Source organism: Chitinophaga sp. SYP-B3965 (genome assembly GCF_009647655.1).
Classification (GTDB): domain Bacteria; phylum Bacteroidota; class Bacteroidia; order Chitinophagales; family Chitinophagaceae; genus Chitinophaga.
On the sequence record NZ_WJFD01000001.1, the window covers coordinates 2,632,279 to 2,657,565 of the forward strand.

Below are 25,287 nucleotides of genomic sequence, written 5' to 3' on the forward strand. Positions count from 1 at the left end.
TGCTTGTACATCCGCAGAGTGAGGCATGAAGCACTCACTAACTATTTTTATAAATAAAATAGCATACGGTTTTGTATGCTGTTATAAATGCAGTATTAAGAGTCAGAGCAATGCTGCTACTATCATAGCTATGCGCATCATTGTTTATAACATACTATATAATTGCTATCAGGTTAAAACTCAGACAACCATATCATCCGGAATAAATATCATTTACTTGCATTTAGTGATAATACACAATACAAGTAACCAGTTAAATCTGTACAGCATGGGCGATCTGATTGGAAATAATAACAGCGTGGGCGATCTGGTTGGAAGTAATTACAGTATGTGCGATTTGGTTTTGTATTGCAATGTGTGCGGTCTGATTCTATGGATACAATAGGACTATTCGTTATTAACTATTTCACATATGTTGAGTGATACATAATTGACAATATGAATTATTTAGGATCAACAACCTATATAGTATTGCGCCTATTAACCGAATGCAAACGTATCACACGTACCAAACATTTGATAGAGAATAAAGAGGAGATGTTTCTACATTGCCTCAAATAAAATATTAATTATCATAAATATTTGCGCTTAAAAGTACACACATATCTGAACACCAGGGCGGTGTTTCTACACCGCCTCATACTTTAATAGTAGCTTATTATAAGTCTTTGCCTCTATATAAAAGCATATCTGAAGAACCGGAGGCGGTGTATTTACACCGCCTTTTTGCTTTAGTTATAGCAATCTTATATGAATAAAATAATTGGATTACAATTTATGATTTTAGGATACTTTATAATTACCATAATGAATATTTTGGGGCGATGTTTCTACATTGCCCGCATTTTACTCTGGCAAACTTTGCTCGTTGTTACCCGATGGATATGGTATATCTAACCAGGCTATATCTGCATAGGCTTTGAGCTCTCCCCCTTCCTGTTCTACAAAAATGCGATCAACCAAAGATGAGGGGATTAGCGCTCGCCTGGATGGGAATCCATACCCGACAAGTTCTCCGGATTCATTGTAAAATTTCTCCTCCCATTTTGCATAAATGGTTTTGTCTCCTAATATTTCAATACTTAAATTTCTCATTATCTCCGTTTAATAATATTCGTTACCTATAACAGTGGCGGTTGCCCTTAACCAAACAATTGTACCAATCGGCTTTTTATTATAATTGAGGTCCGGGTCCCAAAACCTAAAATATAAATCATAAACATCCATCCAACGGACTGTTTCATAATCTCCACCTCCGCCATTCATTGAAATAAACCCTCCCATCCCGTAATACCTATACGGTAACCCTGTCAAATAAATTAAATGTGGAGTGCTGTTTGTATTGGAAATTTTCTCTACCAAAACCTCTAAAGAAATGGTTACTATATTCCCTACTCTCGCATATCTGGCCGTATCAATTCTATAGATTTTCCAATCTACAGATGAGTACTGATGCAGAACAGGAGTAAACGTCCCAAACTCATTTCTCGGTATATCTGTTGTTAGTGCAAGTGTACCGTGTTTGTCTTGAAAGTTAAAAGAACGGGATTCAGTTAAGCCCTTAAATCCGAGTGTAACCGTTTTCCCCGTATCACCGTTTTGTATTGCAAGCCCTGGACCGTTTTGTAATGGCAGGGGGTCCAAACCGTAAATAGAAAGATGCCCAGGAACAGGCGTTATATAGTCGGTGTAACTTTTAATAGGGGTTGTTATTCCCTTACCTAAAACTAACGGAGAGGTAAATGTTTTTTTACCCTCAATAGTCTCATCCCAAAATTTATGAACAACCTCATTCTCATTTGCTTTTGCGTTGAGTGCTGCCCCCTGTGCTGTACTAATGGGTTTATTTAGATCGGTCGTATTATCTACCGAGCTCAAACCAACATCCGATTTTGATAATACAACGGAGCCTGATCTACCGTTAACAGTGGTAACAATAGTGGGGGGGAGCTGTGAAGCTGGAATTTTGCCGGTTAGGTCTAATGATGCAACTCCATTGGCCGCGCCTTTTGAAGCTGAAAGTATAAATTTACCGCTGGAGAGGTCTGTTTCGATGTTATCTACCCTGGTTTTAACCTGATCGAAAAGTAAAGGCATTTGAGGGACAGGGAGGCGATTATTTTCATCCAGCACGGCAACACCACCCGGAGCCCCTTTTTCGGTTGACTCAATAAAGCGCCCCCCGTTTAAATCTTCGGAGATACCATTAAGCCGGGTTAATATATCGTTCAATAAAAGAGTGAGCCCCTCATCATGAGAAACAAGCTCATTAAGCGCGGCAACTAAATTTGCCTTTGTATTGGTTTGCAGGTCCCCGATGTTACCAATTGCGGAACGTATTAAATTTAGATCAGCGTTACTCACTTTATCAGCAAGAACCTGAGATAAATTTTGCACCATTGCAATTGTAACAGTATCCTCCGCTTTATGAAAGAAACTCTCAATAAGCTCCGCAAATTGCCCTTGTGTTGGTTTTTTTCCAGTGCTAAACCACTGCTTTAAAGTATTCTTACTTGCCATTTAAACGGAAATTAAACTCCTATGTATTCGATGAATAATACAACCCTATACGGGTTGAGGTGGTTAACAGGATCAGGGTTACTCCTCCCCGCAATACTTGTGGGGCTTATGTTTGGCTGAACGGAAGGAAATGTATTACTAGCACCGTATAAAACATAACTCTCTTTACCACTTCCATTCCCCTTGCTCCATTGGGTAATCATGGAGCGCACGTTTGTTAAATACCGTCCGGAATCCCAGGGGAACCAGGTAGTATCTATAGAATCATTGACAACGGTAAAATGATAATGTTCCGCAATGTTTGCCTCACTCAGTTTATGGGTTTTCGATCCTCCAGTTTTACCCGGCTCGTTGTAGTCCTGATCTGCCGGATTATATCCAACCGGTAGCCTCCCGCGAAAATCAGCTACCTCACGCCATCCGGACGGGATAAGATTAGCGGGTTTATTCCATAACATAATTGCGCCTTTCTGGAAGAAAGGAGCAGCAACGCGCTCCAGGGCATCCAGTCGCTCATTTAAAGCCTCCAGACTCTCCAGGCGAGATAATACTCCACCGTCTTTATTACGCTTAAAGTACGGCCATATATGGGCGGTTACGCCATCATCACCAAAGCAGGCGTAACGTGTATATTGAACCTGTTTTGTAATACCGTCCTCAAAAGTTAAGCCCTGGGCATTTTCAACAATTATAACCTTTGCTTGTTTTGCTCCGCCAACGAACGGAAGCACTTCTCCCATAATAGCAACAACCCCGTTTGCCACGGAGGAGCCATCATCTGCACAACCGGACAGGATACAATAATCACCGCCTAAAGTAGCAGGTGCAGAGGCAAGAGTTATATTATTTTGAAGGAATGCCAAAACATCCTGGTCCAGTGGAAAACCTCCAGGCTGTGTAAAATCCATCTTATTCATGATCTGTATATCTTGTAACGCTTACCAGCGAGTTTATAATAATTCAACAGCGCTCTAACCTCATACATATCCTCCTCAGAGATATAAACAGCGTCGGGAATCCACACAATAAAATCAACGCCAGTATCAGCATAATCAGCACGGTTATGTAAGTAAATGAAGCCGAGAAATTTTGGTTTCACCTCCACCCGTGCATAAATATATTTCCGTTGTTTGGTATAGGCATCAGTAATAAATATCCTCCTGGAGATCGTATCAAACCGATCATTGAGCACATTCTCCAGGGAAAACACCTGCCCCGTGTGATCGAGTTTATAAATTGTTTCAAAACGGAATAATATAAACTCATCAAACAGTTTTGCGACAGGAAAACAAAGAGCACTGATAAAGGAAAACAATCTACGCCTCCGGAGAAAATGCGGAAGTAACCAAAGTATCAGTTTAGAGAAATCAATATCAAACATACTCACGGTAGGCAATTTGTAAATTTGAGTCCGTCAATTCTAAATATCCGGCGTCAGGTATATATTTCTCATCAATGGATACAAATGGCAATAGGCCATATCTAGCACTTGCATTTTTGATAACAGGAAAAACAACTCCCTCAACTTGCTGCAATGAATCGGTCAATTTTGAATTACTATATTCACCATTGAAAGGGAGGGAGCGGAGATAAGCAACAATTGCATCTTTTATTGGCGTAGCACTATTTCCGTCTATACGCTTTCCATCAGAGCGAAGGACTAAAGGATTGTACCATATATCCAGCTCCAGCCTCAAAGGATCAGGCGGCAGGCTTTCTCCTGCAACAACTACCCCGGCATCTTTCAGCCTGGAGATATATCCAAAATTGAAACTATTTAATTGCTCCTGCGATAATGGACCGAGTGCGTTTCCTATACGTGTTGCGAGCTTTATTCTGAGCATTCCAGAAATCTCTGTTACTGCGGCCTGATGTACGATTTTGCGGGCTGCAACCTGCTCTACTGTTAAATTGGAATTATCATATTTGCCGGTGCGCTGGTCCAAATCCTGCCCGTACTGAAAGTTGAGAGCTAAATCCTGATACCATTGTAACCTGCTAGGTTTTTTCGTTTCAATAATGCTGTTAATCTCTTTCCTGTGTAAATCGTGTAACTGATCGAGGCTCCAAATAACAACAGCAATGACCTCCGCAATTAAACGGAATATTGATACCTTACTTGTACTATCTAGTCCGCTCAGTGCCGGTTGTCGTTCTTTTGCCGAAATAATCTCATTGTACCAAAAATCAATGGTCCGCGCCATAATACTATGCTATTGTACTTTAAAATCTACCTCCACGGCCCAATAATCAATACCCTCCAGCGGGCGAAGATCAACGGGCAAATCAACTGCGTTTCCAGTAGCAGGGAATAAGTTATTTTCTTTGTAATACCGGAGTATCTCTTTTGCTCCGGAAAGATTATTGCAAAGGAGCGATATACCTGGAGTAACCGTAGCCGTTATTGAGATATTATTTTGTATCGCAAGCTCAAAAACTGACAGTATACTTCCGGACTCCTGGAGAGCAATATCCAGGAGGTTTTGCTCATTCCTTACCGTTGTCTTTTGTTCCATCAAACTCAAAATGCCTGTTAAACTTCCTCAATATAAAACCCGCTATAGTCCTGGTTTCCTTGTATCCGAGTGAGCCCAGGTTTTCCAGCCATGATATAACTAACTGAAAGATTATAGCAATTAAAACCGTATAGTATAACCAGCGGAAAGGATTGAGAGGAAGGCCGAGTATATCGGGAATTTGTATTTTGAGAGAGAAAACATTAAGCAATGAAAGGATCAACATGTATACACCTATTTTGAGAATCATTCGCCCAAATTTCCTGCTCTTAAATCTTTCTCCTTTGCGAAGGATGGCAACCTTTACCCCGGTGTAAAATTCTGCAATCAACAAGATCACAAAGGAAAATAATACAGGTGCATCCAAACCGGTTGCATCCAGGATAAACCCTCCAATTGAACAGAGCAAAGCCCAAAAACCGAGACGTGGCAAACATAACAACTTAAAAACCGTTGAGTAAAAGTCCGGCGCGTCTGCATAACCAAACCCATTGAGTATATATTTTATCTTATCCATTGTTGCTCCTCCTTAACGTTACCAACTGTTTTATTTCATCAAAATTTTTGTTGTCCCGTGCCAAATGTAGTTTTACACGTGTTTCAATTTCTTGTGCATTTGCATTACTATTAATAAGGCTAACCATATTCGGACCGAGCAACGGATCAAACTTTAACTCTCCCTGATTGAGCCGGAGTATGTTTGCAACCTCCTGGGTTAAACTTTCCCCTATAACAAAATCTCCGTTTATAATTTGGAGATCATCCTCCGAATCAAGTAATAAATCAAATTGTTGTCTCATATCAATTTACCTGTTACAGTTTTTCCGTCAGCCGTGAGGCCCTGGACCTCCCCCGCACGAACATACGCGGAAATAGCAATTACCATTTTCTTAATAGCTTCATCCGCGTTGCTTTTTCCGTTGCTGTCAAGTTGGAGTATAACTCTTAAATCAACCTCAAGTTTTGCATCATTTAGCGGCATAACTACTCAATTAAAATTTTATTTAAACGGCCTTTAATGGTATTAGTAATTTCGTTTTTTACCATTGTGATCTGCGGAACGTTAGGCCCTGTACCGATTGATACAACAATCTTACTAACCTCATCCGCTAATTTTCCAATTTGCTCGTGCAGGTCATTGAGTACCGCTTTGAAACTTTCGCCGCCTGATTTGATAACAAAACCGTCTTTCCGGAAAATGAGTGAGGTATCATCAGATAGAAAAACACCCTCCTCAATTTGTTCCGCGTCTATTAGGAAACTCGCTGCATCCTGGTTGTTGATTAAACCGATAAGACAAAGAGAGCCAACAACCGGTTTTCTGTAATAACTCCCCAAACCGAGTGAAGTATCATAATACTCCAAATCATCCGTTACGCCTGTTACTACCATTGTCCTTTTATCCCAATCAATGCTTTTAACTTTTGCCCAACAGGTTTGCACTTTAACATGCCCTTTTGAAAGATTGTTAAGAAGATCACCAAATTGCCGGATGTTAGAGCCTTTGTTCATGTTACTTTCCCTCCGAGTGTTATTTGCTGCCGGTAGCCTTGTTCGTCAAAATGTTTTTCTACTGCATCAATGTAATAGGTCCCATTTCTATCAGGATATATAAAGCTCTGTAAATTGGCTTTCATACCATGCTGAACACGGGGAACACCGAAAGCGGTAATTGTTCCATCAAAGCCATCACGTTTACGCTTTTCGTAATCATCCCTTACAAGCCTCTCCAGTTCTGCTCTGATTGTGATATTATAGTACGATAGGTTTAAATTATCTCCGCCATCATCACCGAGCTCAAACTCAATTTTACCTCCGTTGCTTAACATGCTTGTACCTTTTACTTTCAGGATAATATCCTCTTTGCTTCGGTAGTTGAGATCGTTGCTAACGAGATTACGCTCCAGGTGAAAACTTACAGCGGGGGCGGTTGTATCATCAGCATAATATTTACCGCATACGAGTTGTTTTCCTTTCATATAGCTATACAGGTTAAAATCCTGCTGTAACTTTTCCAGCACTTTTGCAACTGTAGTTTTCGCAAAACGAACACCACCCAGGCTCACACCTTCCAACGCATCAATGCTATAGCCTGGGCATATTTGGGAAAGCATCGTTTGAAGTATAGCAGCGGAGGAGGAATAGTTTACCGGTATTTGTTTGAGCCTCCACATTTCATCCTCACAACGTATAGTTATAGGAATGTCAGCAGACACGGAAACAACGTAACCACTAAACTCCTCATACAATTGCGAATCATACCCCAATTGTATTATTACCGGGTCACCTATTCGGAAAACTTCTTTTATCTTATACCTGTCAAAAAATGATATATTACGCGGCAAGGTAAACTCTGCCCTTGAGGTCAACTCCCGCCAACTTGAGGAGATAACAACATCAATTATTTTCCTTACCTCTAAAGTCTTTCTCATAGCGGTTTCCGGAAAAACTATTTTCGCACACATCACCAATATCATAACGTCATCTCAAGCGGCTCATCAGATACGCACTCCATCTCAAAGGGAATAACATTTGGTTTCCGCTCAAGCTGAGTAAAGGAAATGCCATCAATAGCCAGTCTGTATATTTTTTTTTCAACAAATAGTGAACCTATAACCGGTATACTATTACAAACCTGCTCCCATTCCAGGAGAGCGGATTTTTGTTCCTGTGCTGTTTTCGCTGATGCCCTGCTCGGATCATCTAAACAGATACCGCGTATCCTGATTCTCCAATCATCAAAGGAAAATAACTCTTTAACGGAGCCATTGTTTCCCCTGGGCATTGTCTTTATGTTGATCTTTGCCCGGCTAAAATCCACCAGGGTTGCAGCCGGTAGCTCAAAATCATTGAGCTGATAATCCAGGAGCTCACCATTAGATGCAAAAACTTTGTACGTCCCGCCTTGCAGCGTGAAGGGGTACACAATAGGAGTACCCATCCAGCTCAACCGGCCATTATACTCCGCCGGGCTTGTACTTATTCCGGAGAATATTACTGGCTTATTGCTTGCCGTTGTTTTAGCAGGAATATTAAATTTAGTGGCAGGAGAATCCTCCTCAATGCGAACGGGAGTAGGAATGAAAACAGGATTTTTAACACCGAAAGCAAGCTCAAATAACTGAGACAAATTATAACGTACATCACTCATCCACCTGCAATTAAAGAATCCCTCAATCTGTCATTTACTTGCGAGAAAATCTCATCAGCAATTTTCCTGGTATCCAGTTTAGAGCTTACATTCTGGAAATAGTTTTTTATTTCCAAATTCATTGTAATGGATTTCCCGCCGGAAGCTCCGCCGCCGTCAATGTTTAAACCGCTGCCATCTTTACCACTACCTTTACCGCCTTTGCCACCTTTGCCGCCCTTGTTACCGCCTAAATTATAGGTGCCATCCAAAGTGCTTTTATCACCGCCGGTTGCTGCATCATTTACGGAGAGCCCGGCCTCTTGTTCCTGCTCGGCTTTCTGATCCTCAGCAAATGACTCTCCTCCCTTTTTTACTCCGTCCTTAAATGCGCTGCCAACAGTTTCCCCGTATTTGGCGGCTGCTTCTCCGATTTTTGCGAGGCCATCAGAAAAGTTATAATTTTCATCAAACCAATTTGCAGGATTAAACACACCTTTAAGGAGGTGTAATATTCCCTCCAGCACTTCTCCCACAAATCCCCCCATCCCACCGAAAACGGCCTCAATAGCAGCCCAAACACCATACACAACCTCCCGAAATGATTGGAAATTTTTCCACGCCCAAACTATACCACCTACGAGCGCCGCAATTGCTAATACAACGTATCCAATAGGGTTATTACTTAACGCAAGATTCCACAACCATTGCGCAGCAGTAGCAACGCGGGTAGCAGCATTTGCAATAAACTGTACACGAGAAAGCGCCTGTACTATTGGAATAAGCCCGCCAACCATTTGCACTATACCGCCCATTGCTTGCGCATTCGTGGCAATCTCTCCGAACATACTGGAGAAAGATGTTTTAAGATCAGAGAGAAAGCCTTTTGTACTTTCCCCGGCCTGTTTTACGGACGGGATTTTATTGAGGTCTAAATCAACTGTATCCATACCCTCAATAAAAGATAAACCGGCATCCTCTCCGGCTCCCCGGAAAAGGTCAGCCACTACCATTTGCCGGGCCTGAGTTGTCGCTCCCTTCATACCTTTTGCAATCATCTGCATAGCCTCGTATGAAGTTTTCCCGGCGAGGTCTTTTACCTGGATGCCGATGGCGGCGAGTGCATCAACCTGCGGTTGTCCCATCTCCCGGAGGCTGAGGTTTGCCTCCTTTATTGCGTCCAGGGCTTTATCTGAAAAAATGCCGTCTTTGGCAGCGTTAGCCATGATAGCCAACCCCTGTGCAGCATCGAGCCCGGCGGCTTTTAATTGTGGTCCGTATTCTGTTAGCTGGTCCAGCATATCTCCATTGAGATTTGCTCCTTTTTCAAAGCCTGATTGTATCAGGTTTAAATTTTCCTCAAATGTGCCGCCCATTTGCTTTGTCATTGCATTTGCGGCCCGCACAATATCACCTGCATCCTCATCGAATACCTCACCGATACGGGAAGCCTTTGCAACAATACTATCCAGCGCCTCTCCAGTAAGGCCGGTATAACGGGCAACATTGCTCTCCAGGTTTTTAATTTCGGAGGCAAAATCAAAGCTCTCCATAACTTTCTGCGTCAACTCCCATGTTTGATTGGCGGCGAGCATAATAGCGCTCCAGTTCTGCCGAGTACGTGCAGGATCAGGAGCCCGCTCAAGCTCTTGTAATTCCCTGGTAACATCTTGTATCTGCCGCTCATACCGCTCCATTACAGACTGCATAGCCCTGATTTCCTCCGGATCATTGGCGGTTGCCATTCTTTGCCGGTATTGCTCCAGGGCGCGGCTCATTTCCTCAATTTCACGGGAGAGTGCTCCTGCGCGGGTACTGGTTTGCGTTATTGCCTCTCCGATACCTGTGGCGGCTTGTTCCGCATCTTCCATTGGAGCAGATAACGACCGGGCGGAGTCGGAGACAGCATCCATATTGTTTGCAACCTGAGCAACGGCACCGCTCGTAGCCTGGGAGCTCCCCATAATATTCCGCAATGGTGCGGTTACTCTATCAATAAGATTTAAAACCCAATTTGTTTGCGTCTGTCCCATCTATAAATAACAACTTCAACAATTCAACAACAGATAACAAATAGTATAAATGCCTTTATCCATATAACGCATGTACAACCTCATAGATAACTTTTCTAATACGGTCCTCAATACCATTTAACTCACTTTGTTTACAGAAACGCCACCCCTCAACCAACTGCGCCCAGGCATCATCCTCCAGCGCCTCCGGATCTGTACCATAATAAAACCTTATAACAGCGTTTCCCTTTTTAATAAACTGCGGATCATCTGTTCCCGCCTCCAGGCTTAACCTGTGACGGGCTATAGCTTTTTTACGCTTACTGCCCGCGTTTTCATCATCTTGCCAATCTGCTCAATGATAGCAGTATATACAGCGCCATCGTTTTCCATGAGCTCCATATCTCCGCCTAATATGCAATTAGAAGTGAGTACCTTATTTGCCTCAACAAGCCGTTTGCTCTGCCCGTGCTGTCCTACGAGGTCAACAACTGAGCGACTCGGTGGCCTGACAACAAATTGTGCTATGAGGCCGTCTGGAGTCTCCACCGTGATATGCTGCAATCTGTCTCCGTGTCGTGCTTTCCAATCCTGCAATATCTCCGGAGTAATATCCCGGAAGTGTTTTATATCATTTCCCATCGGTCCAATCTTTTACAATACATTCCATTCAATATGCGATATGATGAGCGTGTACTCCGTGCTGATGGTCCCATCAGCATTTTTAACGTCAACACCACGGTTTGTAAATTCAGCGTTACGTATGCGATCCTTTAAGATCATACCGGAACTGGTTTCGTACTCAACAAGAATGTCAAAAGGTGCAATATCCTGGATACGACCACCGGGCGGCAATGCTTGCTGTAGTGCATCAATCTCCTCCTTATAGAGTGTTATGGAGCATTGAGCCTCATAATTGCCGGAGCCGCGTCCAACGGGAAACTCACCACCTCCATATGCGTTCTCCTTTTTCTTTTCATCTGAGTATTTAAGCGCGGTAATCCCCTCCAGGTCCCGGCCCAACATGTTTGCGGTAATGCTATTCCAACCGCTCATGCTGCCAAATTTGTTTACTATCCTTTTTGCTTGCGGCATTATAAGTTGTTTGTGAGTCCTAAATCAACACTGATCTCATGTACAATATCATCCACTTGTACCCGTGCCGTTACAATCAACGGCGAAGCCTCAGAGAGCACCTGTTTTGGATTAATGAAAACATCATATCCGCTAATCTCATCAGCCGCAACCATGCGCTCCAGTGCAGCGTTAACCAGACTACTCCAGCGGCTTATGGTGGTGGAACGTATGTAGCCGGTCCGAGGGTCCTTTTTAACAACGCCTTTTATCTCTACCAGGAGCGTTGATCGGATCAAGCGGGCGGCCTTATTCCAAACTCTATTATTTTCTATGTAGGCGTAATCGCTCGCTTTTTCTGTACATGTGGGAGATGAGCTAAAGAAGATACCACCATACCCCTCATATGCTCCGGCATAGATATAACCCTTGTTTGTGAGCTCACGTTTATCAGCAGGTGAAAGGCTATTTACCTTTGTGCCATCACAAAGCGCGGCGGTGAGCCACTTACGAGAGCCGCCATCCGTTAGAGGGTAATCTCGATCTCCTTTCCGGGTGGAGGGTTTCTGCAGGATGTTAACGGAGCCCAGGTTTTCATTTACCTGCCGAGCACCTAACATGCCCAACACTGCCCCCACGTCTGCATATTTCCCATATGAGGCGCTCAAACCTGCAACCCCTGGGTCCTGTGCAATACTAACGGAAACATTAGGAGCCTTTTTCTCCCGCAAATCCGGATAGTTTGCGATAGGTAACGGCGCGGCAGGACCTTTAGCCTCCAGTATCACAAAATCAATAAGCCGGTGAGCTGCTGCCATGTCGGAGAGAACGGATTGCACCGGCTCAACTTCCTCCGCTATAGTAGACACGGTTGTTAAAGTGTTGGCAATTGCAAAACCTTTAACATCAGGAGTCTCCCTGAGTGCAGTAACAAACAAAGGATTTTGTACAATAGTGGTATGCGTTAATTGATCCGGGCAAAGAATCAGGTATAATACGGCATCAGGTGCAAGCCGGAAAAATTCGGTAATAGTATGATGTACCAGTACATTACTGTTTGCATCAAAGCTCTCAGTAAAACCAATTTGCTCCGCATCCCTCACCTGCAAAAGTTTTACCGGATGAAAATGTGAAGTACCGGGCGGCAGTTTGGCAACCGCAACAGCATAACACAATGCAAAAACATTATCATCGGCAGGATTACTCCGGCCCAATCCGCCATTTAATTTATTAACTGTTACTCCTTCAAAACTCATTTAGTCAATTTTGCAATGCGATCCTCAATAATTTTTACGGCACCGCTGCGGTTAGTACCGGCTACCTCCTCATGCAGCAAAATTTGTAGTTGTTCCATATCCAGGAGATCAGCTACACGGATAGAAAGCTCCTTTAAGGTGAGCGGCTTTTTATCCTCAGAGGCCGGGGCCTGGTTACCAGGGTCCTCCAGTTTGTAAACTGTTAAGGAGCTCCCTGCATGGAGTTGCGCTCTATTCTCCAGGATAAAAAACTGTCCGTCTGTAGTGGCATAAAGTTTACTTACTCCCAATCTGATAAAATGCTCTCCAGCCATTGAGGAGAGCTCCTCTTTACTATATCGTTTCATCTTTATTTTTTCAGTCTGTTTATTACGAGTGATAGAATTACCAGGAGGAGAGCGCCGCCGCCAATCCAGGCCAAAAGAAGAACAGGCCACGGAATATATTTTTGAGGGACAATAATGGTTTGCTTTCTGTCTATCTTCCTCACTTCATTTGTATACCTGTCTTTTACTTTGGCAATAATTGCCAGGGTATCACATATACAATCAACATGCAGTACATCATCTTTTACGGCTATCCGTGCGCTTGCTTGCCGGTCCTTTTTTAAATCAGATTTAAAGCCGGTTATAATATCTTTTACCGGGATTCTTACGGATACTTTTGCAGCGGGTGCAATTATTGAAGTATCTCTCTCCTGTATAAGAGTAGACACGGTAATTGTATCCTTTGTTTCAACCGATGAAGCCGGACGGGTTGACCTGCAACCAGCCAACAAAATCACCATCACCAGGAGGGACGATAGGAATATTTTCAAAACTTAAAATTTGTTGTTAGTTAATAAATGCTTGTACTCCGGGATTGCGTCAAAGCATGGACAGGATTTTATCCGCTCCCAGGAATCGACAACGCCGTTTCCATTTTTATCGGGTGAAAAATCACGATGGCCCAGGATTTGAACGTCTGCAATACTTTGAGTTTTTGCAAGCTCCGAAAGCACATTTTTGATTGTGGAGATTATTGCCGCCTTTTGTGCAGGGGTACGGGTATCCTCAGCTATTTTATAATCTTGTTTATTAACGCCGCCCTGGTACGAAATATGAACAGAGGTAGAATTAAAACCGTGAACTCCATTTGTAACTGTACTTAAAGGAGCAAGTTGCTGAACACTTCCGGACAACGTGATAAAATAATGATACCCTACTACTTTCCAACCGAGTTGCTCACGCCAAAATTTTTTTATCGCCTCAGCGTCACCGTAGCCAGCGGAGCAATGAATTACTATATACTTTACTTTTCGCATGTGCAGGAGATAAGGCGGAGATATACTCCGCCTTTGGTTTTTCGATATGGTTATAATGCTAAACTTTACCGCTGATAATTGCGCCTTGTCCTTCCGGTCTGTATGGAATCCCAATAAACCAAAGGCGGAAGCCAATAGTATTTTTTCGGTTTTCCGGATCGTTCTCCGCATCCCTTGCATACCTCTTTACTGTACCTTTTGCTTTCGCTACAGATTTATTGTAAAAACATACGGTTGCCTCGCGCCCAGGTGTAACACTATCATAGGCGAGTTTCTTTCCGGCAATGTCATATGCTGGAGAGTAACCGGTTTCATACGTTTTAAAGCCGTAATAGTTTGTAGCAATTAAACCGTCTTTTTTGTTGTGAAATTGATTACGGAAACTGAGGTCCTCAATGAGCAGGTCAGCAATATGCTCCGGGCTCAGTACCAGTACAACACCTTGCAAAGTGCCGCCTGTTTTCTTTTTTATCTTTGTGCCAAAGTTGATAATATCCTCAGTGGTTAGGCGTTTTCTACCATAACCATCATCCCCGCCGGTGGTTTCTACAACCGGAGTATCTGCGGTATTTTCATTCGGCGCAATACAATACAACGCATGACCTGTTGTTTTCTCCTCCAGTGTAGCGCGGTGCTGTAGCTGTACCTCAGAAACTTTCTCATAAGGCAAAGAGGCTAACTCATCATCACTCACCTCCGTATTTGTTGTATCGTATTTGTTTAACGCTACTGCAACAAAATCATCCTCCCGGCGGTTAGAAATTATCGGATAAATTTTATTGTTGATAAGTACGGCAGGATCGCTCCCCTCACGAGGTATTTTAATAATATCGTTACTTACCCATCTTTGTTTGGCTGGCACTTCCTCCAGCCACGTCCCCTCATGGCGGAATTTTTTTATCATTTCTTTTTCCGCCAGTTCATTTTGTAGTTGTGCCATTCGTTGTATTAGTAAATTATAAGTAGAAATATTTTGTTGAGGAGAGGTTAACTATTAAAGTACGCGGCCTCCAGTGCTTGCGCTTTCTCTGGATTTTCCTCTCTCAATTGCTCATAAGCGGCGGGGTCTTTATCGAGATAATCATCCAGACTCCAGGAGCTCCGGTCAGGCTCATTGCCTTCACCCGTTTTTATTACTGCGGAAAGTTTTGGGATTGATTGCATACCCTCCAGGATGGAGCGTGTATTGTCAAAATCTGCAACAGCCAGTGAAAGAAACTGAGTTTTTTGTGAGGCAACAATTTTTTTGTCTTTGATTGCCTGATTAACCATAGCCTCCGCCTTTACTTGTAAAGTCGCTTTCTGATCTTCCTGGGATTGTGTGTACTGGTCGGCTTTTACCTTCGCATCTTTTGTGGCCGCAATGATCTGCTCATCAGTCGCATCAGCAGGTAAGCCGAGCGCGGATAATAATTCCTTTCTGTCCATGTTGTTTTTTGTTTTATCAATAAATTCAGGCGATGGAATAACAGGAGCTCCGCAAGCCTCCAGTATAGCCAAATCTTGTGCGGTAATTACGGTTTCCTCTGTTTCCTCAATAGCATTAATAAACCCATGATGCAATGCCTCCTGAGCTGTTAGCCAGCAATCTCCGTTACTCCATAACGCCTCAATTTCATCCTCTGATTTCCCTGTCTTTGTCGCGTATTTTGTTTTATAATCTGCGGTAGTATTTTTCAGGAGGCGCAAATCTGATTCTATCATTATCACATCCCCATAAGTAGAAAGCCGGGGCCTGTGTATCATAAATTGCGTATTGGCTTTTGCTACAGTGTAAAAACATGCTGTAATGTATGTAGCTGCTGAGGCGGCCAGGGCTCCCACAATAATTGTTACTTTATCAAATACAGATAATGTATTTACAATTTCAACACCTTCAAAAACACTCCCGCCCCGGCTGTTAATATATACCTCAGCCTCCTTTATTCCCTGGGAGAGAAAAGCATCTACCTGCATACGAATAATTGCAGCGCTGGCCTCCGTTGATTCTGAGATCAAATCTATTATGCGGATGTACGCTTTGCCTTGCCTTGCTTCACTCGTTATATGCGTGTATATACTTCCTCTCACCATTCAAAAAATGTATTTCGAGAGCAAATCTGGTGAAGATGTGAAAGCCAAAAAAATCAGGAAAATGATTTGATATTATTATCGGTATAAATCATTGAAATACCCGGTACGATTTGTTTTCCTGGTTTTATAACCTTTCGCCGGTGGTGCATTTTTGCATTATAACGAACCGTATGGGAAAGGATAAAGAGCGCAGCATTGCATGGAAAATGTTTGTTGTGCAGGGTAAGACACAAAAGGAGATTGCTATCACATTACGCCTCCAGGAAAAAACTGTAGGTCAATGGGTAAACAAACACGGTTGGAAAGCTGAAAGGAACGCCCGACAAAACAGCCTTGCGGAAAGATCGGAAAATATTAAAAAGGTTATCAGCAATATCACGGAGCAACGTTTGAAACTTGAGGAGGACCGAAAAGCCGCTATTGTTGACGGTAATAAAGAGCTGGAGTATGAACTCGATAAACAAGCCGTTGTTATTGCTGATGAAATTTCCAAATGGAATAAAGCTCTTTTATCTCTGGATAAAGATAACAGGATTACGCTGGATACATACCTTGAAATTATGGACGATGTATTTAAGGCATTAGGGCATTTTGATAATGCGCTGTACTTAAAGACGCTCGATTTTCAGGAGCAACATATCCAAACGATGAGTTTAAAATTGGGTTAATGAGGAGACAGGATAAAGAGGCACGGGAGCGGTATTTGAGAAAGTTGGAGTTTATCCGGAGTGCTGCTCGTTCATCAGCATTTGAAAGCCTGGAGGAGAAAAAAACTGCAATAGCACGGGCGAAGATTGATATAAAGTTTTTAGTTGAGAGATACTTCTCCCATTATGCAACTGCGGAGTGCGCGGCTTTTCAAATTGAATGGGCGGCGCTTCTTAAATCTGATCCAAATTTTACTGGTTTTTGCAAGTGGGGGCGCGGATTAGCCAAAAGCGTTTGGAATAACATTATAATACCGTTCTGGTTATGGCTTAACGAGGGTAAAAAATATCTTGTTGTTATCGCTGTGAATGAAAAAAAAGGTATTAGACTCCTGGAGGATTTAAAAGCGGAGTTTGAGTGTAACCCTCAGATTATTGCGGATTTTGGCGAGCAGAAAAATCCGGGATCATGGGGAGAGGAGCTCTGGATCACAAAAGGAGGCTTTATAGGACAAGCGCTCGGATTTGGTCAGTCCTGCCGGGGCCTCCGTGTCAAAGAAAAACGCCCGGACCATTTTAGCCTGGATGACCTGGAAACGCGGGAAACAATCAAAAACCCCAAACGGCAGGATGAAATGGTTGAATGGGTAGAACAAGAGCTCCTCCCCGCAATGGACGGAGAGTTTGAGCGCCTGGTTTTCTGCAACAACTGGTTTGCTCCTGTTATGTTTCTCCGGAAATTACATGAGCTGCATCCTGATTGGTATGTACATGAGGTACAAGCATACAATCCCGTTACCTATGTACCCGCCTGGAATAAATATACTTCGGAATACTACCGGAATAAGGAAAAGCGTATGGGCATATTATCCGCCCGCGCAGAATACAACCACGATGCTAAACCCAAAGGGAAAATATTTAAGCCTGAGCAAATACAATGGGCAACTTTGCCGCGCCTCAATCATTTAAAAATTATAGTTGGTCATTGGGATGTTGCCTACGCCGGTACGGAGAGCGCTGATTATAACGCCGTCCGCATATGGGGTTTGCGAGAGTTTGATTTTTATTATATCACCTCCTTTGTCAAACAAACAAAGATGAGAGAGGCCATTGTTTTCATGTGCATGTTTCAGAAGTTTTTGCCGCCGTCTGTAATGATACACTGGCAGTATGAAAGCCAGTTTTGGAATGGTGAAGTAGAACGGACCATAAAGGAAGTGCAAAAGATGACCGGTGTAATTCTCAATCTCTCGCGTGTTGATACTCCACGTATAAAAAAGTATGATCGTGTGTTAAGCCTACAGCCATATTATCAAAATGGCCGCATCTATTACAATGATAAAATGCGGAGCCATACAGACACACAAACCGGGCTCAATCAACTTTACGGCATTGAGCCCGGTTACTCCGGTCATGATGATGCTCCGGATGCTGATGAGCAGGCCATAAAGTTTTTAGAAAAACATATTTCCGCCGGTAGTGAAGATAGTGGCTACAGAGCAGGTAAAGTAAAACGGATTAATGAGGCAATATGATTTATATAAATGATACTGATTTAAAGGCAGACTCTTTCGAGCGCTTTATCCTGGAGAGTGCCAACGATGAACCGGATACAATTTCTAAAAATGAACTTCGCAGTATTGAAATAATAAAAACATACTTATCAGGCAGATACAACACTGAGAAAATATTTAATCCTGATAACCCCTTGAGAAATGAGCTCCTGGTTGATATTACATGTAAAATAATACTGTATAAAATTTTCCGGCGCAATGCAGCGCGAAAATTACCGGCAGACATTAAAGAAGATTATACCTGGGCAATAAATCAGCTCGAAAAAATAAATACCGGCAGGATTGCTCTCCATGATTTACCTATCCAGGAGAGCTCTCCTGGAAAGCCCGTGAGCTCTGCAATTTGGGGCAATAATTCCAACAAGGATTTTTATATCTAATTAAAACGCTTTTAAACGGCGTTTAACCATATTATAAGTGAGGACGAATGAACCTATTTAGAAGGACCTTTGACAGACTGGAAAATGTTTTTATACGTTGGGCCGATGACTCTAAAATTTTAATTGAAGCCGCAACACGGCGCGGTGTTAGTGATGTTCCCTCCCGTTCAATGAAACGCTCTGCAAAAAACATGCAGGCAGAAACTTTGCGGAGCTGGAAAAGTGCCGTATCTCTTGCGACAGACCCGGAGGAGCCGAGCAGAGCAGACCTCTCCCGGCTTTATGACAACCTCCTATTAGATAATCACCTTGCGAGTGTTATAGATAGTCGCATACTGTATGTACAGCGTAGCGCTTTTAAACTTGTAGATGAAAAAGGACAGGAAAACAAAGATATTTCCTGGATGTTTGAGCGCCCCTGGTTTGATGATCTTATCAGACTTGTATTAAATAGCCGTTACCAGGGAACCACCCTCGTTGAACTATACGAAACAAATCAGGATGGCGAGCTTGCGCAGGTAGATGAGATACCGCAATCTCATTTTATTGCAACTAAGGGGATCGTACTGGTTGAGCCTGGAGATCAATCCGGTTGGAGTTATAAAGAGGGACCATTTGCAAATTATTATCTCCAGGTTGGAAAGGATAATGATTTAGGTATGTTGGAAAAGCTGGCGGTAATTGTCCTCGCAAAAAAACTAGGGTTAGGGAGCTGGTTGGACTATATAGAAAAGTTTGGTATCCCGCCTATTTTTGTCACCACGGATAGAGAAGATAATACCCGACTCAATGAACTGTTTGAAGCCGCCAGCAACTTCCGTGCTAATCATTTCATGGTAGGGCGAGGCCAAGAAAAGTTTGAAATTGGCAACAGTGGCGGGATTGATGCCTATAATACATTTGATAAATTAATTGAGCGGGCCAATAATGAAATATCAAAACGTATTTTAGGAGGTGCAGGTTTAACGGATGATAAATCATTTGTCGGATCGTCTGAAATTCAATACAGGCTTGCAAAAGATCGTTATGAGTCCGACAAACTATTTTTTAAATATATATTCAATACACATGTAAAGCCGCGCCTAATAAAGTTAAGCCCGGTTTATGCACCGCTTACCAATTTTTATTTTGAATGGGACAACACGGAAAGCCTCTCCCAAATTGAGCTGGTGGATATGATTTTGAAACTAGCCGCGCAATTTGATATAGAGCCATCTTACGTGAAGCAGATAACCGGCATCCCCATTATTGGACAAAAGCAAACCTCCGGAGTTGTGGTAGATAACCCCAACGCCGAAAAAAAAAAGCCTGAGCCCAACGCCTTAACGATTCTCCGGGAGGACCTCACGGCGTTATATTCCACTCCTGCACATTCATGTAATGCTGATCCTATACGGGAGCCGGTGGCTATTAGTTTGGAGGATTGGGCGAAAACAATAGAAAGAGTTGCAAAAGAATTGCATGAGGGAAAACTCTCCCCCGATCAGTTAGACGGAGATTTGATCCGGAAAACATATGAGGAGCTCAACAAAGGAGCCGGGGGCGGTTATGGTAAGGATTGGGTAACATTCGGAAAGAAAGCGGGACCAGATCCCGCCGTCCTCCGAATGCAACAAAATTTATATAGGTTTTCCGGTGCTAAAACCTTTGCCCAACTGCGGGAGCTAAACGATAATTTATACCATGAAGGGGAGCTCAAAGATTGGCAGGATTTTAAAACCTCTGCTCTAAAGATCAATGAGAAATATAATCTTTCTCATCTCCAGGCAGAGCACCAAACAGCAAAGCAAGCCGGTAATCATGCCCGCAACTGGCGACAATATGAGGAGGATAAAAAACTATTTCCAAATCTCAAGTATAAAACTACCGGGGATAGTAGAGTACGGGAGGACCATAAAGCACTGGAGGGAATCATTGCTCCCATTGATAGCAATTTTTGGGATCGGTACTACCCGCCTAACGGCTGGAGGTGCCGTTGTTATGTTGTGCAGACGGCGGAGAAAGCAACGAGAGATATTCCGGAGGACGTACCAGAGGTAAAGCCGGAGTTTCGGAGTAACGTGGGTAAAGGATCGGTTATTTTCCCGGAGGAGTCTGCCGGTGGAGGTAAACCTCATCCCTATTTTGCATTGTCTAAATCAATCGGAAATGAAAACCTCATCAAAGCATTTGAGCGGTCAAAGCTAAACGCACCACCTAACAAAGTTTATACCTCATCAAAAGGCGCAAAACTTGAGGTTAGTCCGTTTGCTGATCTTAACGACTTGCAGGGCAATTATGATGCTGCTGTTAAAATAATCGATCAGCTAAATATGGATGTGCTGATCCGCCCACATGTTAACCTGGTTAACCAGGCTAACCCCAATTATGAAATAAATAGAAAGATGGCAGACCGCACGGCAATAAAGGGATACACTGGTATAAAGAGCGCAATTGATACCGCATTAAAACAAGGTGCGGAGCATGTGGTTATTGATACCTCAGAGCATTTCTCCAGGTGGGAGCCTCAAACTTTTTACCGGAACCTTAAAGGAAAATTAAACTCTTATAGCTCCTCCAAATCCGGAATGGTGATAGTTATTAATGGGGAACATGTGGGAGTAATAAAAATGAGAGATATGTATAACGGCAGCGGGGAGCCGCTGGAGGTATTAAAAAAGATACGGGCCGGATCATAAAGATACCGGCCCGTATGGAGCGGTTTGGTTGATCCGCACCGCACAAGAAATAAATATCATGGCGGAAAATAATAACACACCTGATTTTTTAAGAATAGCAGAGGAGCTCATTTCTGATCTAACTGTATACGCATCCGTCACCGCGTTAAACTTTTTTAAAGAAAGTTTTGAGGTGCAGGGATGGCGTGATACGGGGCTCACTCCGTGGCCCTCCAGGGCAGACAATGACGGTACACGCTCCATACTGGTAAAATCAGGCCACCTCCGAGACAGTATCCGGATTGTTGAGCGTGGCTCTGGCCGTGTAGTATTCGGAACAAATGCACCGTATGCAGAAGTCCACAACAGCGGAGGGGTGATCTCTGTGCGCATTACACCAAAGGCGCGGCGCTTCTTTTGGTTTATGTACGATAAAACCGGCAAAGATCATTGGAAATATATGGCGCTGACTAAAAAGGATCAGTTAACCATTAACATCCCTAAAAGGCAGTTTATAGGCGAAAGCCGGGCGCTAAATGAAAAACTGGAGGATTGGGTTGTAAATGAAATTTCAAACCGTTTTAACACACTGTAATGCAGAACTGGACCGATTTGTATTTAGAGCTCTCTGAGCTCGTGGCTGAAAAAGTACCGGCTATCCGCTGGGTTGATTTGTGGCATAATCAAATATCTTTCCTTTCAGATGAGCATCCTTTTCCGGCTCCTGCTGTTTTCTTTGGCTTCCGTATCCTGGAAACGGAGGACATTGGAGAAAATGTACAGGATGTAAAACTCCAAATTGATTGCTATGTTTACCATGAAACAATGGCGGATACCTACCGGGGAGCCTGGAACCAGGAGAGCGCTTTGAGCTTCCTGGGGCTTATTAACGATACTTATGCAGCACTGCATGGAACCACCGGGGAAAACTATAGCAAAATGCGGCGCATTGGGTTTGGTGCGGTGGATACTGGAGGGGCCGGGAACCTTTACCAACAATCATTTATTTGTTACTTGAGGGATTACTCCGCCGCAAAGGTGTATGTTGAGGGAAAAGTTAATGATATTGCTGTTGTAAAAGACAATTGCTCGGAGCCCCTGGAGGACTCCGAGCAATTGTACCGGATATAGCTCTATTACACCCGGTTAAATAGAATGTTTTCGATTGTGGACGGATGCCTGTAATACTTTTCCGCTAGTTCCGCCTTTATGTACTCATCACTATAGAGCTGTACACCTTTTTTTTGCACCTTTTTGAGTTTAAAATAATCGGCCTTTATTGCTGTGTAAAAGCGGGCCGTTGTGTCCCTTTTGGCTTTTGTGGTTACGGCTTGCATCATACCCGCAATAATACAGTAAGGAAATAAACCCAACAATAAAAGTTATCAACCTGTAAATCCGGTTTAAATACCCATTAAAAAGCTCTTATACACCATTTCAAACTGGTACACCAAACGGGGTAATTCCTCAGCACTGTACTCGTTCAATCCTTTATGCAGATAGCCGAATTGTGTACACCATCCGTTGATGCGTTTTATATCTGCCTTTCCATCAGTTTCCCATCCCATTAAATGCGCGTAGTGTATTATGAGTTTCCTGGACTTATCTCCTTTGCAAAAATTATTATTCTCACGGGTTCGCCTTTTCAGTTCGGCAATGAGGAGCTCTGCTTCCTGGTAATGAAGGTGAGCCGAGCTCCGCTCCCTTTCATTGGTAAATTGCATTACTAAGCTCTCTTTAATATCGGCATCCACTATTTTAAGCAAAAATAATAACTTATGTATGGTGGCTAATTGTGCCTTGTTTACTTTTTCCAAAGCAATAACATTTTAATCAGTCAAATTGTATACAGCGTAAAAGTGGGTTACTCAATAACCTCTTTTTTTTCGGGCTCCAATTGCTCAGGATCAACCTTTTTCTTTTTCCTTCCTGCTGGCGCTTTTTCTTTAGGAGCATTGCTCATTGCTTTTTGTTCAAAATAGAGCGGATTAAGTTGGCGGGCCCGTTCCTCATAGATGATATAATCATCTGTTCCGCCGTACCTGTTTTTATGTATGTATGCAATAAATTTGGATACAAAAATCCCGAAAGCACCATCATGCTCAATCTGTTCTCCGATATTGGTTTTAGGACCTTTGCCCTTAGCATGTGAAATAAAGATTATCCCTTTCTTTTTACCATGTTTCTTTTTTAATGCTAAATATTCAGCCCAGGTAAAGCGGGTATAGTCCAGACTATCAATAAAAACAAAGTCGGGGCTATTCCTTTTACTGAGAAAATTATCTAGGTCCTCAAATAAGCTCACGCCTGGAGGTATGTCCTCCTCCGGATCGATGACTAAAAATTTACCGGTGTGCCGTTCGTCAATATTTCTGTTAACGGCAAGCTGTAAATCAAATCCGTGTCCCTGTTCGTAAGATAACCACGCCACTTTGCCAAAATTGGTTAAGTAAGCCGCAAGCTGCATGCAATATTCTGTTTTGCCGTTACCGGGTTTACCATAAATAATGCCCATAAAAGCCGCCGGGAGATTACCTAACGCTTTTAGCCAGGGAGCCGCTATCCCTAACAGTTTAAACCGCTTTTGTTTAAACTGTACTACTCCTAATACCTTCATCCTTACTAATTTTATATATGGTTTAAAACTTGAGATATATTTTAGAGAGAAAAAAAACCGGATGTAAAAACATCCGGACTACTTAAATCTATCCTATGAAAACATGTACCAGGAGTAGGAGTCGAACCTACATAGCCGTAAATCCTGGTAAATTTTCCGGATGTAGATACACCCGGATTGTATTTAAACCCTATACTAATATTATCATCAATTTTATGCTACTACCTCAGTTTTGAGCTCTATGTAAAATGACTCATCAGCAGTTATCCTCATCCCACACAATAGCATACCCTTTTGTACGTCCTCCCGCTCTCTATGAGCCAACAGCGTTTTTTTATCAATTTCCTCCTTTGTTCTTATGTATCCTGGTAACTTTTCTTTTACAAGTTTTAAAACCTTTTTCCACGTAAACCCAGTGCGTGTCTTAATCTGAGGCGTTCCAGTCCTAAAACCTACAATACCGTAAAGCGTCTCCAGGCTTTTACGATCTGCAAATAAATCCGGCCTTTCCTCGCAATATGTTTGGATTATTGGGAAGGCGTTCTCCTTCTCTACAGCGAGCCGGGAGAGCTCTCCTGCATGCTGATCCCGGATAGCTGTAATATCAATTTCCATCTTTGCGGTTACCTGCGACTCCCGCGCATCTGCATTGGCGTACTGTGATAGAGCAGACTCAAACTCATCCAGCGTTACCCCCTTAATTACTTTCTTTGTTTCTCTTTTTGCCATATGTCAATTTATTATAAAACTTTGCTCTTTTGGGATCAATGCTCGCCCTGTGTATTACCTGTATAATGTTACGTATGATAATATCAGCGTAAACATGGTGAGAGGTATCTACCATATTCCAGACCTGAAAAAAGCCCAGGGCTTCCAGGCTGGAAAAGGTGAGCGTATATTTCAATTGCGTTGTTCGGAGTACCTTCTCAATCTTATCACGCATCAAAACCACACATTCAAATAATAATTGCTCGTGTGCATTGTCCGGCTCATAACTATCAGTTAGGAGCTCATATTGCTGCCATAATTCTTGCAGCCTATCATGGTTGATCTTTATTTTTATGCTATTGCTGTTCATCTTTTAATGACTCTTTTATTTTTATGATTGCGGGGAGAATGTTCTCCAGTACGCTCATGATTATCTCATCCTCTATATCAATCAGGCTGTTAACCTGATCGATATTGTGAATAACAGTAGAGTGATTTTTATCTATTGCAATCCCGATCTCTTTAATTGATATATCCGGAATAATTCGGGCGCTGAAATAGCAAATAAGTTGACGGGCAACAGGAAGAATAGTCTTTCTATTCTGCTCCTGTAGTTGTGCGGGAGTTATGCCGCATCCTGTACATACCGTAAGGATAATTTGATTGATTAGCTTTTCCCTTTGCTCTGGAGAGGAGGCCACGCTCCTCCATTGCAGAACCAGGGGGAGCCCTGTTTTATCTTGTATCTCATTTTCCGTTGCAGCAACATGCTCAAGTACAAACAACAGGGCCTTAATTATTTTTCTTTTATTTTCCATAT

Annotated in this window: 31 protein-coding genes; 6 read left to right on the top strand and 25 right to left on the bottom strand. The window is 42.7% G+C overall.

Annotated elements, in window-relative coordinates; translation table 11 throughout:
• Nucleotides 1-846: 846 nt before the first annotated feature.
• From GFS24_RS10200 to GFS24_RS10295, 20 genes are all read right to left on the bottom strand, one after another.
• Nucleotides 847-1,095, bottom strand: a complete 249-nt coding sequence (locus GFS24_RS10200) for a hypothetical protein (protein ID WP_153659458.1) — start codon at nt 1,093-1,095, stop codon at nt 847-849.
• Nucleotides 1,096-1,104: 9 nt separating this feature from the next.
• A complete protein-coding gene (locus tag GFS24_RS10205; RefSeq protein WP_153659459.1) occupies nt 1,105-2,520 on the bottom strand; it encodes a hypothetical protein in 1,416 nt (471 codons plus the stop codon).
• Between the two features lie 11 nt (nt 2,521-2,531).
• Nucleotides 2,532-3,437 (bottom strand): hypothetical protein, encoded by a 906-nt coding sequence (locus GFS24_RS10210; protein ID WP_153659460.1) that lies wholly within the window; start codon nt 3,435-3,437, stop codon nt 2,532-2,534.
• Nucleotides 3,434-3,907, bottom strand: a complete 474-nt coding sequence (locus GFS24_RS10215; RefSeq protein ID WP_153659461.1) for a hypothetical protein — start codon at nt 3,905-3,907, stop codon at nt 3,434-3,436. The genes GFS24_RS10210 and GFS24_RS10215 overlap by 4 nt, the downstream gene beginning before the upstream one ends.
• The gene (locus GFS24_RS10220; RefSeq protein WP_153659462.1) at nt 3,894-4,724 is read right to left on the bottom strand and encodes a nucleotidyltransferase; all 831 of its coding nucleotides are present in this window, start codon (nt 4,722-4,724) and stop codon (nt 3,894-3,896) included. The genes GFS24_RS10215 and GFS24_RS10220 overlap by 14 nt, the downstream gene beginning before the upstream one ends.
• A gap of 9 nt (nt 4,725-4,733) precedes the next feature.
• Nucleotides 4,734-5,036 (bottom strand): hypothetical protein, encoded by a 303-nt coding sequence (locus GFS24_RS10225; protein WP_153659463.1) that lies wholly within the window; start codon nt 5,034-5,036, stop codon nt 4,734-4,736.
• Nucleotides 5,008-5,553 carry a phage holin family protein gene (locus tag GFS24_RS29425; protein ID WP_153659464.1) on the bottom strand — a complete coding sequence of 182 codons (546 nt, stop codon included), beginning with the start codon at nt 5,551-5,553 and terminating at the stop codon, nt 5,008-5,010. Before GFS24_RS29425 ends, GFS24_RS10225 begins: the two co-directional genes overlap by 29 nt.
• Nucleotides 5,546-5,836: a hypothetical protein gene (locus GFS24_RS10235; protein WP_153659465.1), complete on the bottom strand. Its 291-nt coding sequence runs from the start codon at nt 5,834-5,836 to the stop codon at nt 5,546-5,548. The genes GFS24_RS29425 and GFS24_RS10235 overlap by 8 nt, the downstream gene beginning before the upstream one ends.
• Entirely contained in the window at nt 5,833-6,018 is a 186-nt protein-coding gene (locus GFS24_RS10240) for a hypothetical protein (protein WP_153659466.1), read from the bottom strand. The genes GFS24_RS10235 and GFS24_RS10240 overlap by 4 nt, the downstream gene beginning before the upstream one ends.
• A gap of 2 nt (nt 6,019-6,020) precedes the next feature.
• Nucleotides 6,021-6,548 (bottom strand): hypothetical protein, encoded by a 528-nt coding sequence (locus tag GFS24_RS10245; RefSeq protein ID WP_153659467.1) that lies wholly within the window; start codon nt 6,546-6,548, stop codon nt 6,021-6,023.
• Nucleotides 6,545-7,468, bottom strand: a complete 924-nt coding sequence (locus GFS24_RS10250; RefSeq protein ID WP_153659468.1) for a hypothetical protein — start codon at nt 7,466-7,468, stop codon at nt 6,545-6,547. Before GFS24_RS10250 ends, GFS24_RS10245 begins: the two co-directional genes overlap by 4 nt.
• A gap of 41 nt (nt 7,469-7,509) precedes the next feature.
• On the bottom strand, nt 7,510-8,187 hold the full coding sequence (locus GFS24_RS10255; protein ID WP_153659469.1) for a DUF6046 domain-containing protein: 678 nt from the start codon (nt 8,185-8,187) through the stop codon (nt 7,510-7,512).
• Entirely contained in the window at nt 8,184-10,037 is a 1,854-nt protein-coding gene (locus GFS24_RS10260; protein WP_173003037.1) for a phage tail tape measure protein, read from the bottom strand. The genes GFS24_RS10255 and GFS24_RS10260 overlap by 4 nt, the downstream gene beginning before the upstream one ends.
• Nucleotides 10,038-10,832: 795 nt before the next feature.
• Complete coding sequence (locus tag GFS24_RS10265; protein ID WP_216647386.1) at nt 10,833-11,234, bottom strand: hypothetical protein; 402 nt, start codon at nt 11,232-11,234, stop codon at nt 10,833-10,835.
• 38 nt (nt 11,235-11,272) lie between these two features.
• Nucleotides 11,273-12,508, bottom strand: coding sequence for a DUF2586 family protein (locus tag GFS24_RS10270; protein WP_153659472.1), 1,236 nt, complete (start codon nt 12,506-12,508; stop codon nt 11,273-11,275).
• On the bottom strand, nt 12,505-12,855 hold the full coding sequence (locus GFS24_RS10275; RefSeq protein ID WP_153659473.1) for a hypothetical protein: 351 nt from the start codon (nt 12,853-12,855) through the stop codon (nt 12,505-12,507). Before GFS24_RS10275 ends, GFS24_RS10270 begins: the two co-directional genes overlap by 4 nt.
• 2 nt (nt 12,856-12,857) lie before the next feature.
• A complete protein-coding gene (locus tag GFS24_RS10280) occupies nt 12,858-13,325 on the bottom strand; it encodes a hypothetical protein (protein ID WP_153659474.1) in 468 nt (155 codons plus the stop codon).
• A gap of 3 nt (nt 13,326-13,328) precedes the next feature.
• Complete coding sequence (locus GFS24_RS10285; RefSeq protein ID WP_153659475.1) at nt 13,329-13,811, bottom strand: N-acetylmuramoyl-L-alanine amidase; 483 nt, start codon at nt 13,809-13,811, stop codon at nt 13,329-13,331.
• Between the two features lie 58 nt (nt 13,812-13,869).
• Entirely contained in the window at nt 13,870-14,751 is an 882-nt protein-coding gene (locus GFS24_RS10290) for a hypothetical protein (protein ID WP_153659476.1), read from the bottom strand.
• Nucleotides 14,752-14,798: 47 nt separating this feature from the next.
• Entirely contained in the window at nt 14,799-15,884 is a 1,086-nt protein-coding gene (locus tag GFS24_RS10295; RefSeq protein WP_153659477.1) for an ATP-dependent Clp protease proteolytic subunit, read from the bottom strand.
• A gap of 170 nt (nt 15,885-16,054) precedes the next feature.
• On the opposite strand from GFS24_RS10295, the gene GFS24_RS10300 reads away from it, so the two are divergent.
• From GFS24_RS10300 to GFS24_RS10325, 6 genes are read left to right on the top strand one after another with little or no spacing between them, the layout of a single operon-like run.
• Nucleotides 16,055-16,552 (top strand): hypothetical protein, encoded by a 498-nt coding sequence (locus tag GFS24_RS10300; protein ID WP_153659478.1) that lies wholly within the window; start codon nt 16,055-16,057, stop codon nt 16,550-16,552.
• Complete coding sequence (locus tag GFS24_RS10305) at nt 16,552-18,066, top strand: hypothetical protein (protein WP_153659479.1); 1,515 nt, start codon at nt 16,552-16,554, stop codon at nt 18,064-18,066. The genes GFS24_RS10300 and GFS24_RS10305 overlap by 1 nt, the downstream gene beginning before the upstream one ends.
• Nucleotides 18,063-18,485, top strand: a complete 423-nt coding sequence (locus tag GFS24_RS10310; protein WP_153659480.1) for a phage protein Gp36 family protein — start codon at nt 18,063-18,065, stop codon at nt 18,483-18,485. The genes GFS24_RS10305 and GFS24_RS10310 overlap by 4 nt, the downstream gene beginning before the upstream one ends.
• A 47-nt stretch (nt 18,486-18,532) precedes the next feature.
• Nucleotides 18,533-21,163: a DUF935 family protein gene (locus GFS24_RS10315; RefSeq protein ID WP_153659481.1), complete on the top strand. Its 2,631-nt coding sequence runs from the start codon at nt 18,533-18,535 to the stop codon at nt 21,161-21,163.
• 28 nt (nt 21,164-21,191) lie between these two features.
• On the top strand, nt 21,192-21,737 hold the full coding sequence (locus GFS24_RS10320) for a phage virion morphogenesis protein (protein ID WP_153659482.1): 546 nt from the start codon (nt 21,192-21,194) through the stop codon (nt 21,735-21,737).
• Nucleotides 21,737-22,273 carry a hypothetical protein gene (locus GFS24_RS10325; protein ID WP_216647387.1) on the top strand — a complete coding sequence of 179 codons (537 nt, stop codon included), beginning with the start codon at nt 21,737-21,739 and terminating at the stop codon, nt 22,271-22,273. Before GFS24_RS10320 ends, GFS24_RS10325 begins: the two co-directional genes overlap by 1 nt.
• 272 nt (nt 22,274-22,545) lie before the next feature.
• Here GFS24_RS10325 and GFS24_RS10330 read toward each other — a convergent pair whose 3' ends face one another.
• The 5 genes from GFS24_RS10330 to GFS24_RS10345 all read right to left on the bottom strand — a co-directional run bounded on the left by GFS24_RS10330 (nt 22,546) and on the right by GFS24_RS10345 (nt 25,285).
• A complete protein-coding gene (locus GFS24_RS10330; RefSeq protein ID WP_153659483.1) occupies nt 22,546-22,959 on the bottom strand; it encodes a hypothetical protein in 414 nt (137 codons plus the stop codon).
• A 47-nt stretch (nt 22,960-23,006) separates the two neighbouring features.
• The gene (locus GFS24_RS10335; RefSeq protein WP_153659484.1) at nt 23,007-23,759 is read right to left on the bottom strand and encodes a hypothetical protein; all 753 of its coding nucleotides are present in this window, start codon (nt 23,757-23,759) and stop codon (nt 23,007-23,009) included.
• Nucleotides 23,760-23,972: 213 nt separating this feature from the next.
• Nucleotides 23,973-24,488: a host-nuclease inhibitor Gam family protein gene (locus GFS24_RS10340; RefSeq protein WP_153659485.1), complete on the bottom strand. Its 516-nt coding sequence runs from the start codon at nt 24,486-24,488 to the stop codon at nt 23,973-23,975.
• The gene (locus GFS24_RS28995; protein WP_173003038.1) at nt 24,457-24,837 is read right to left on the bottom strand and encodes a hypothetical protein; all 381 of its coding nucleotides are present in this window, start codon (nt 24,835-24,837) and stop codon (nt 24,457-24,459) included. Before GFS24_RS28995 ends, GFS24_RS10340 begins: the two co-directional genes overlap by 32 nt.
• The gene (locus GFS24_RS10345; protein ID WP_153659486.1) at nt 24,824-25,285 is read right to left on the bottom strand and encodes a helix-turn-helix domain-containing protein; all 462 of its coding nucleotides are present in this window, start codon (nt 25,283-25,285) and stop codon (nt 24,824-24,826) included. Before GFS24_RS10345 ends, GFS24_RS28995 begins: the two co-directional genes overlap by 14 nt.
• Nucleotides 25,286-25,287 lie beyond the last annotated feature (2 nt).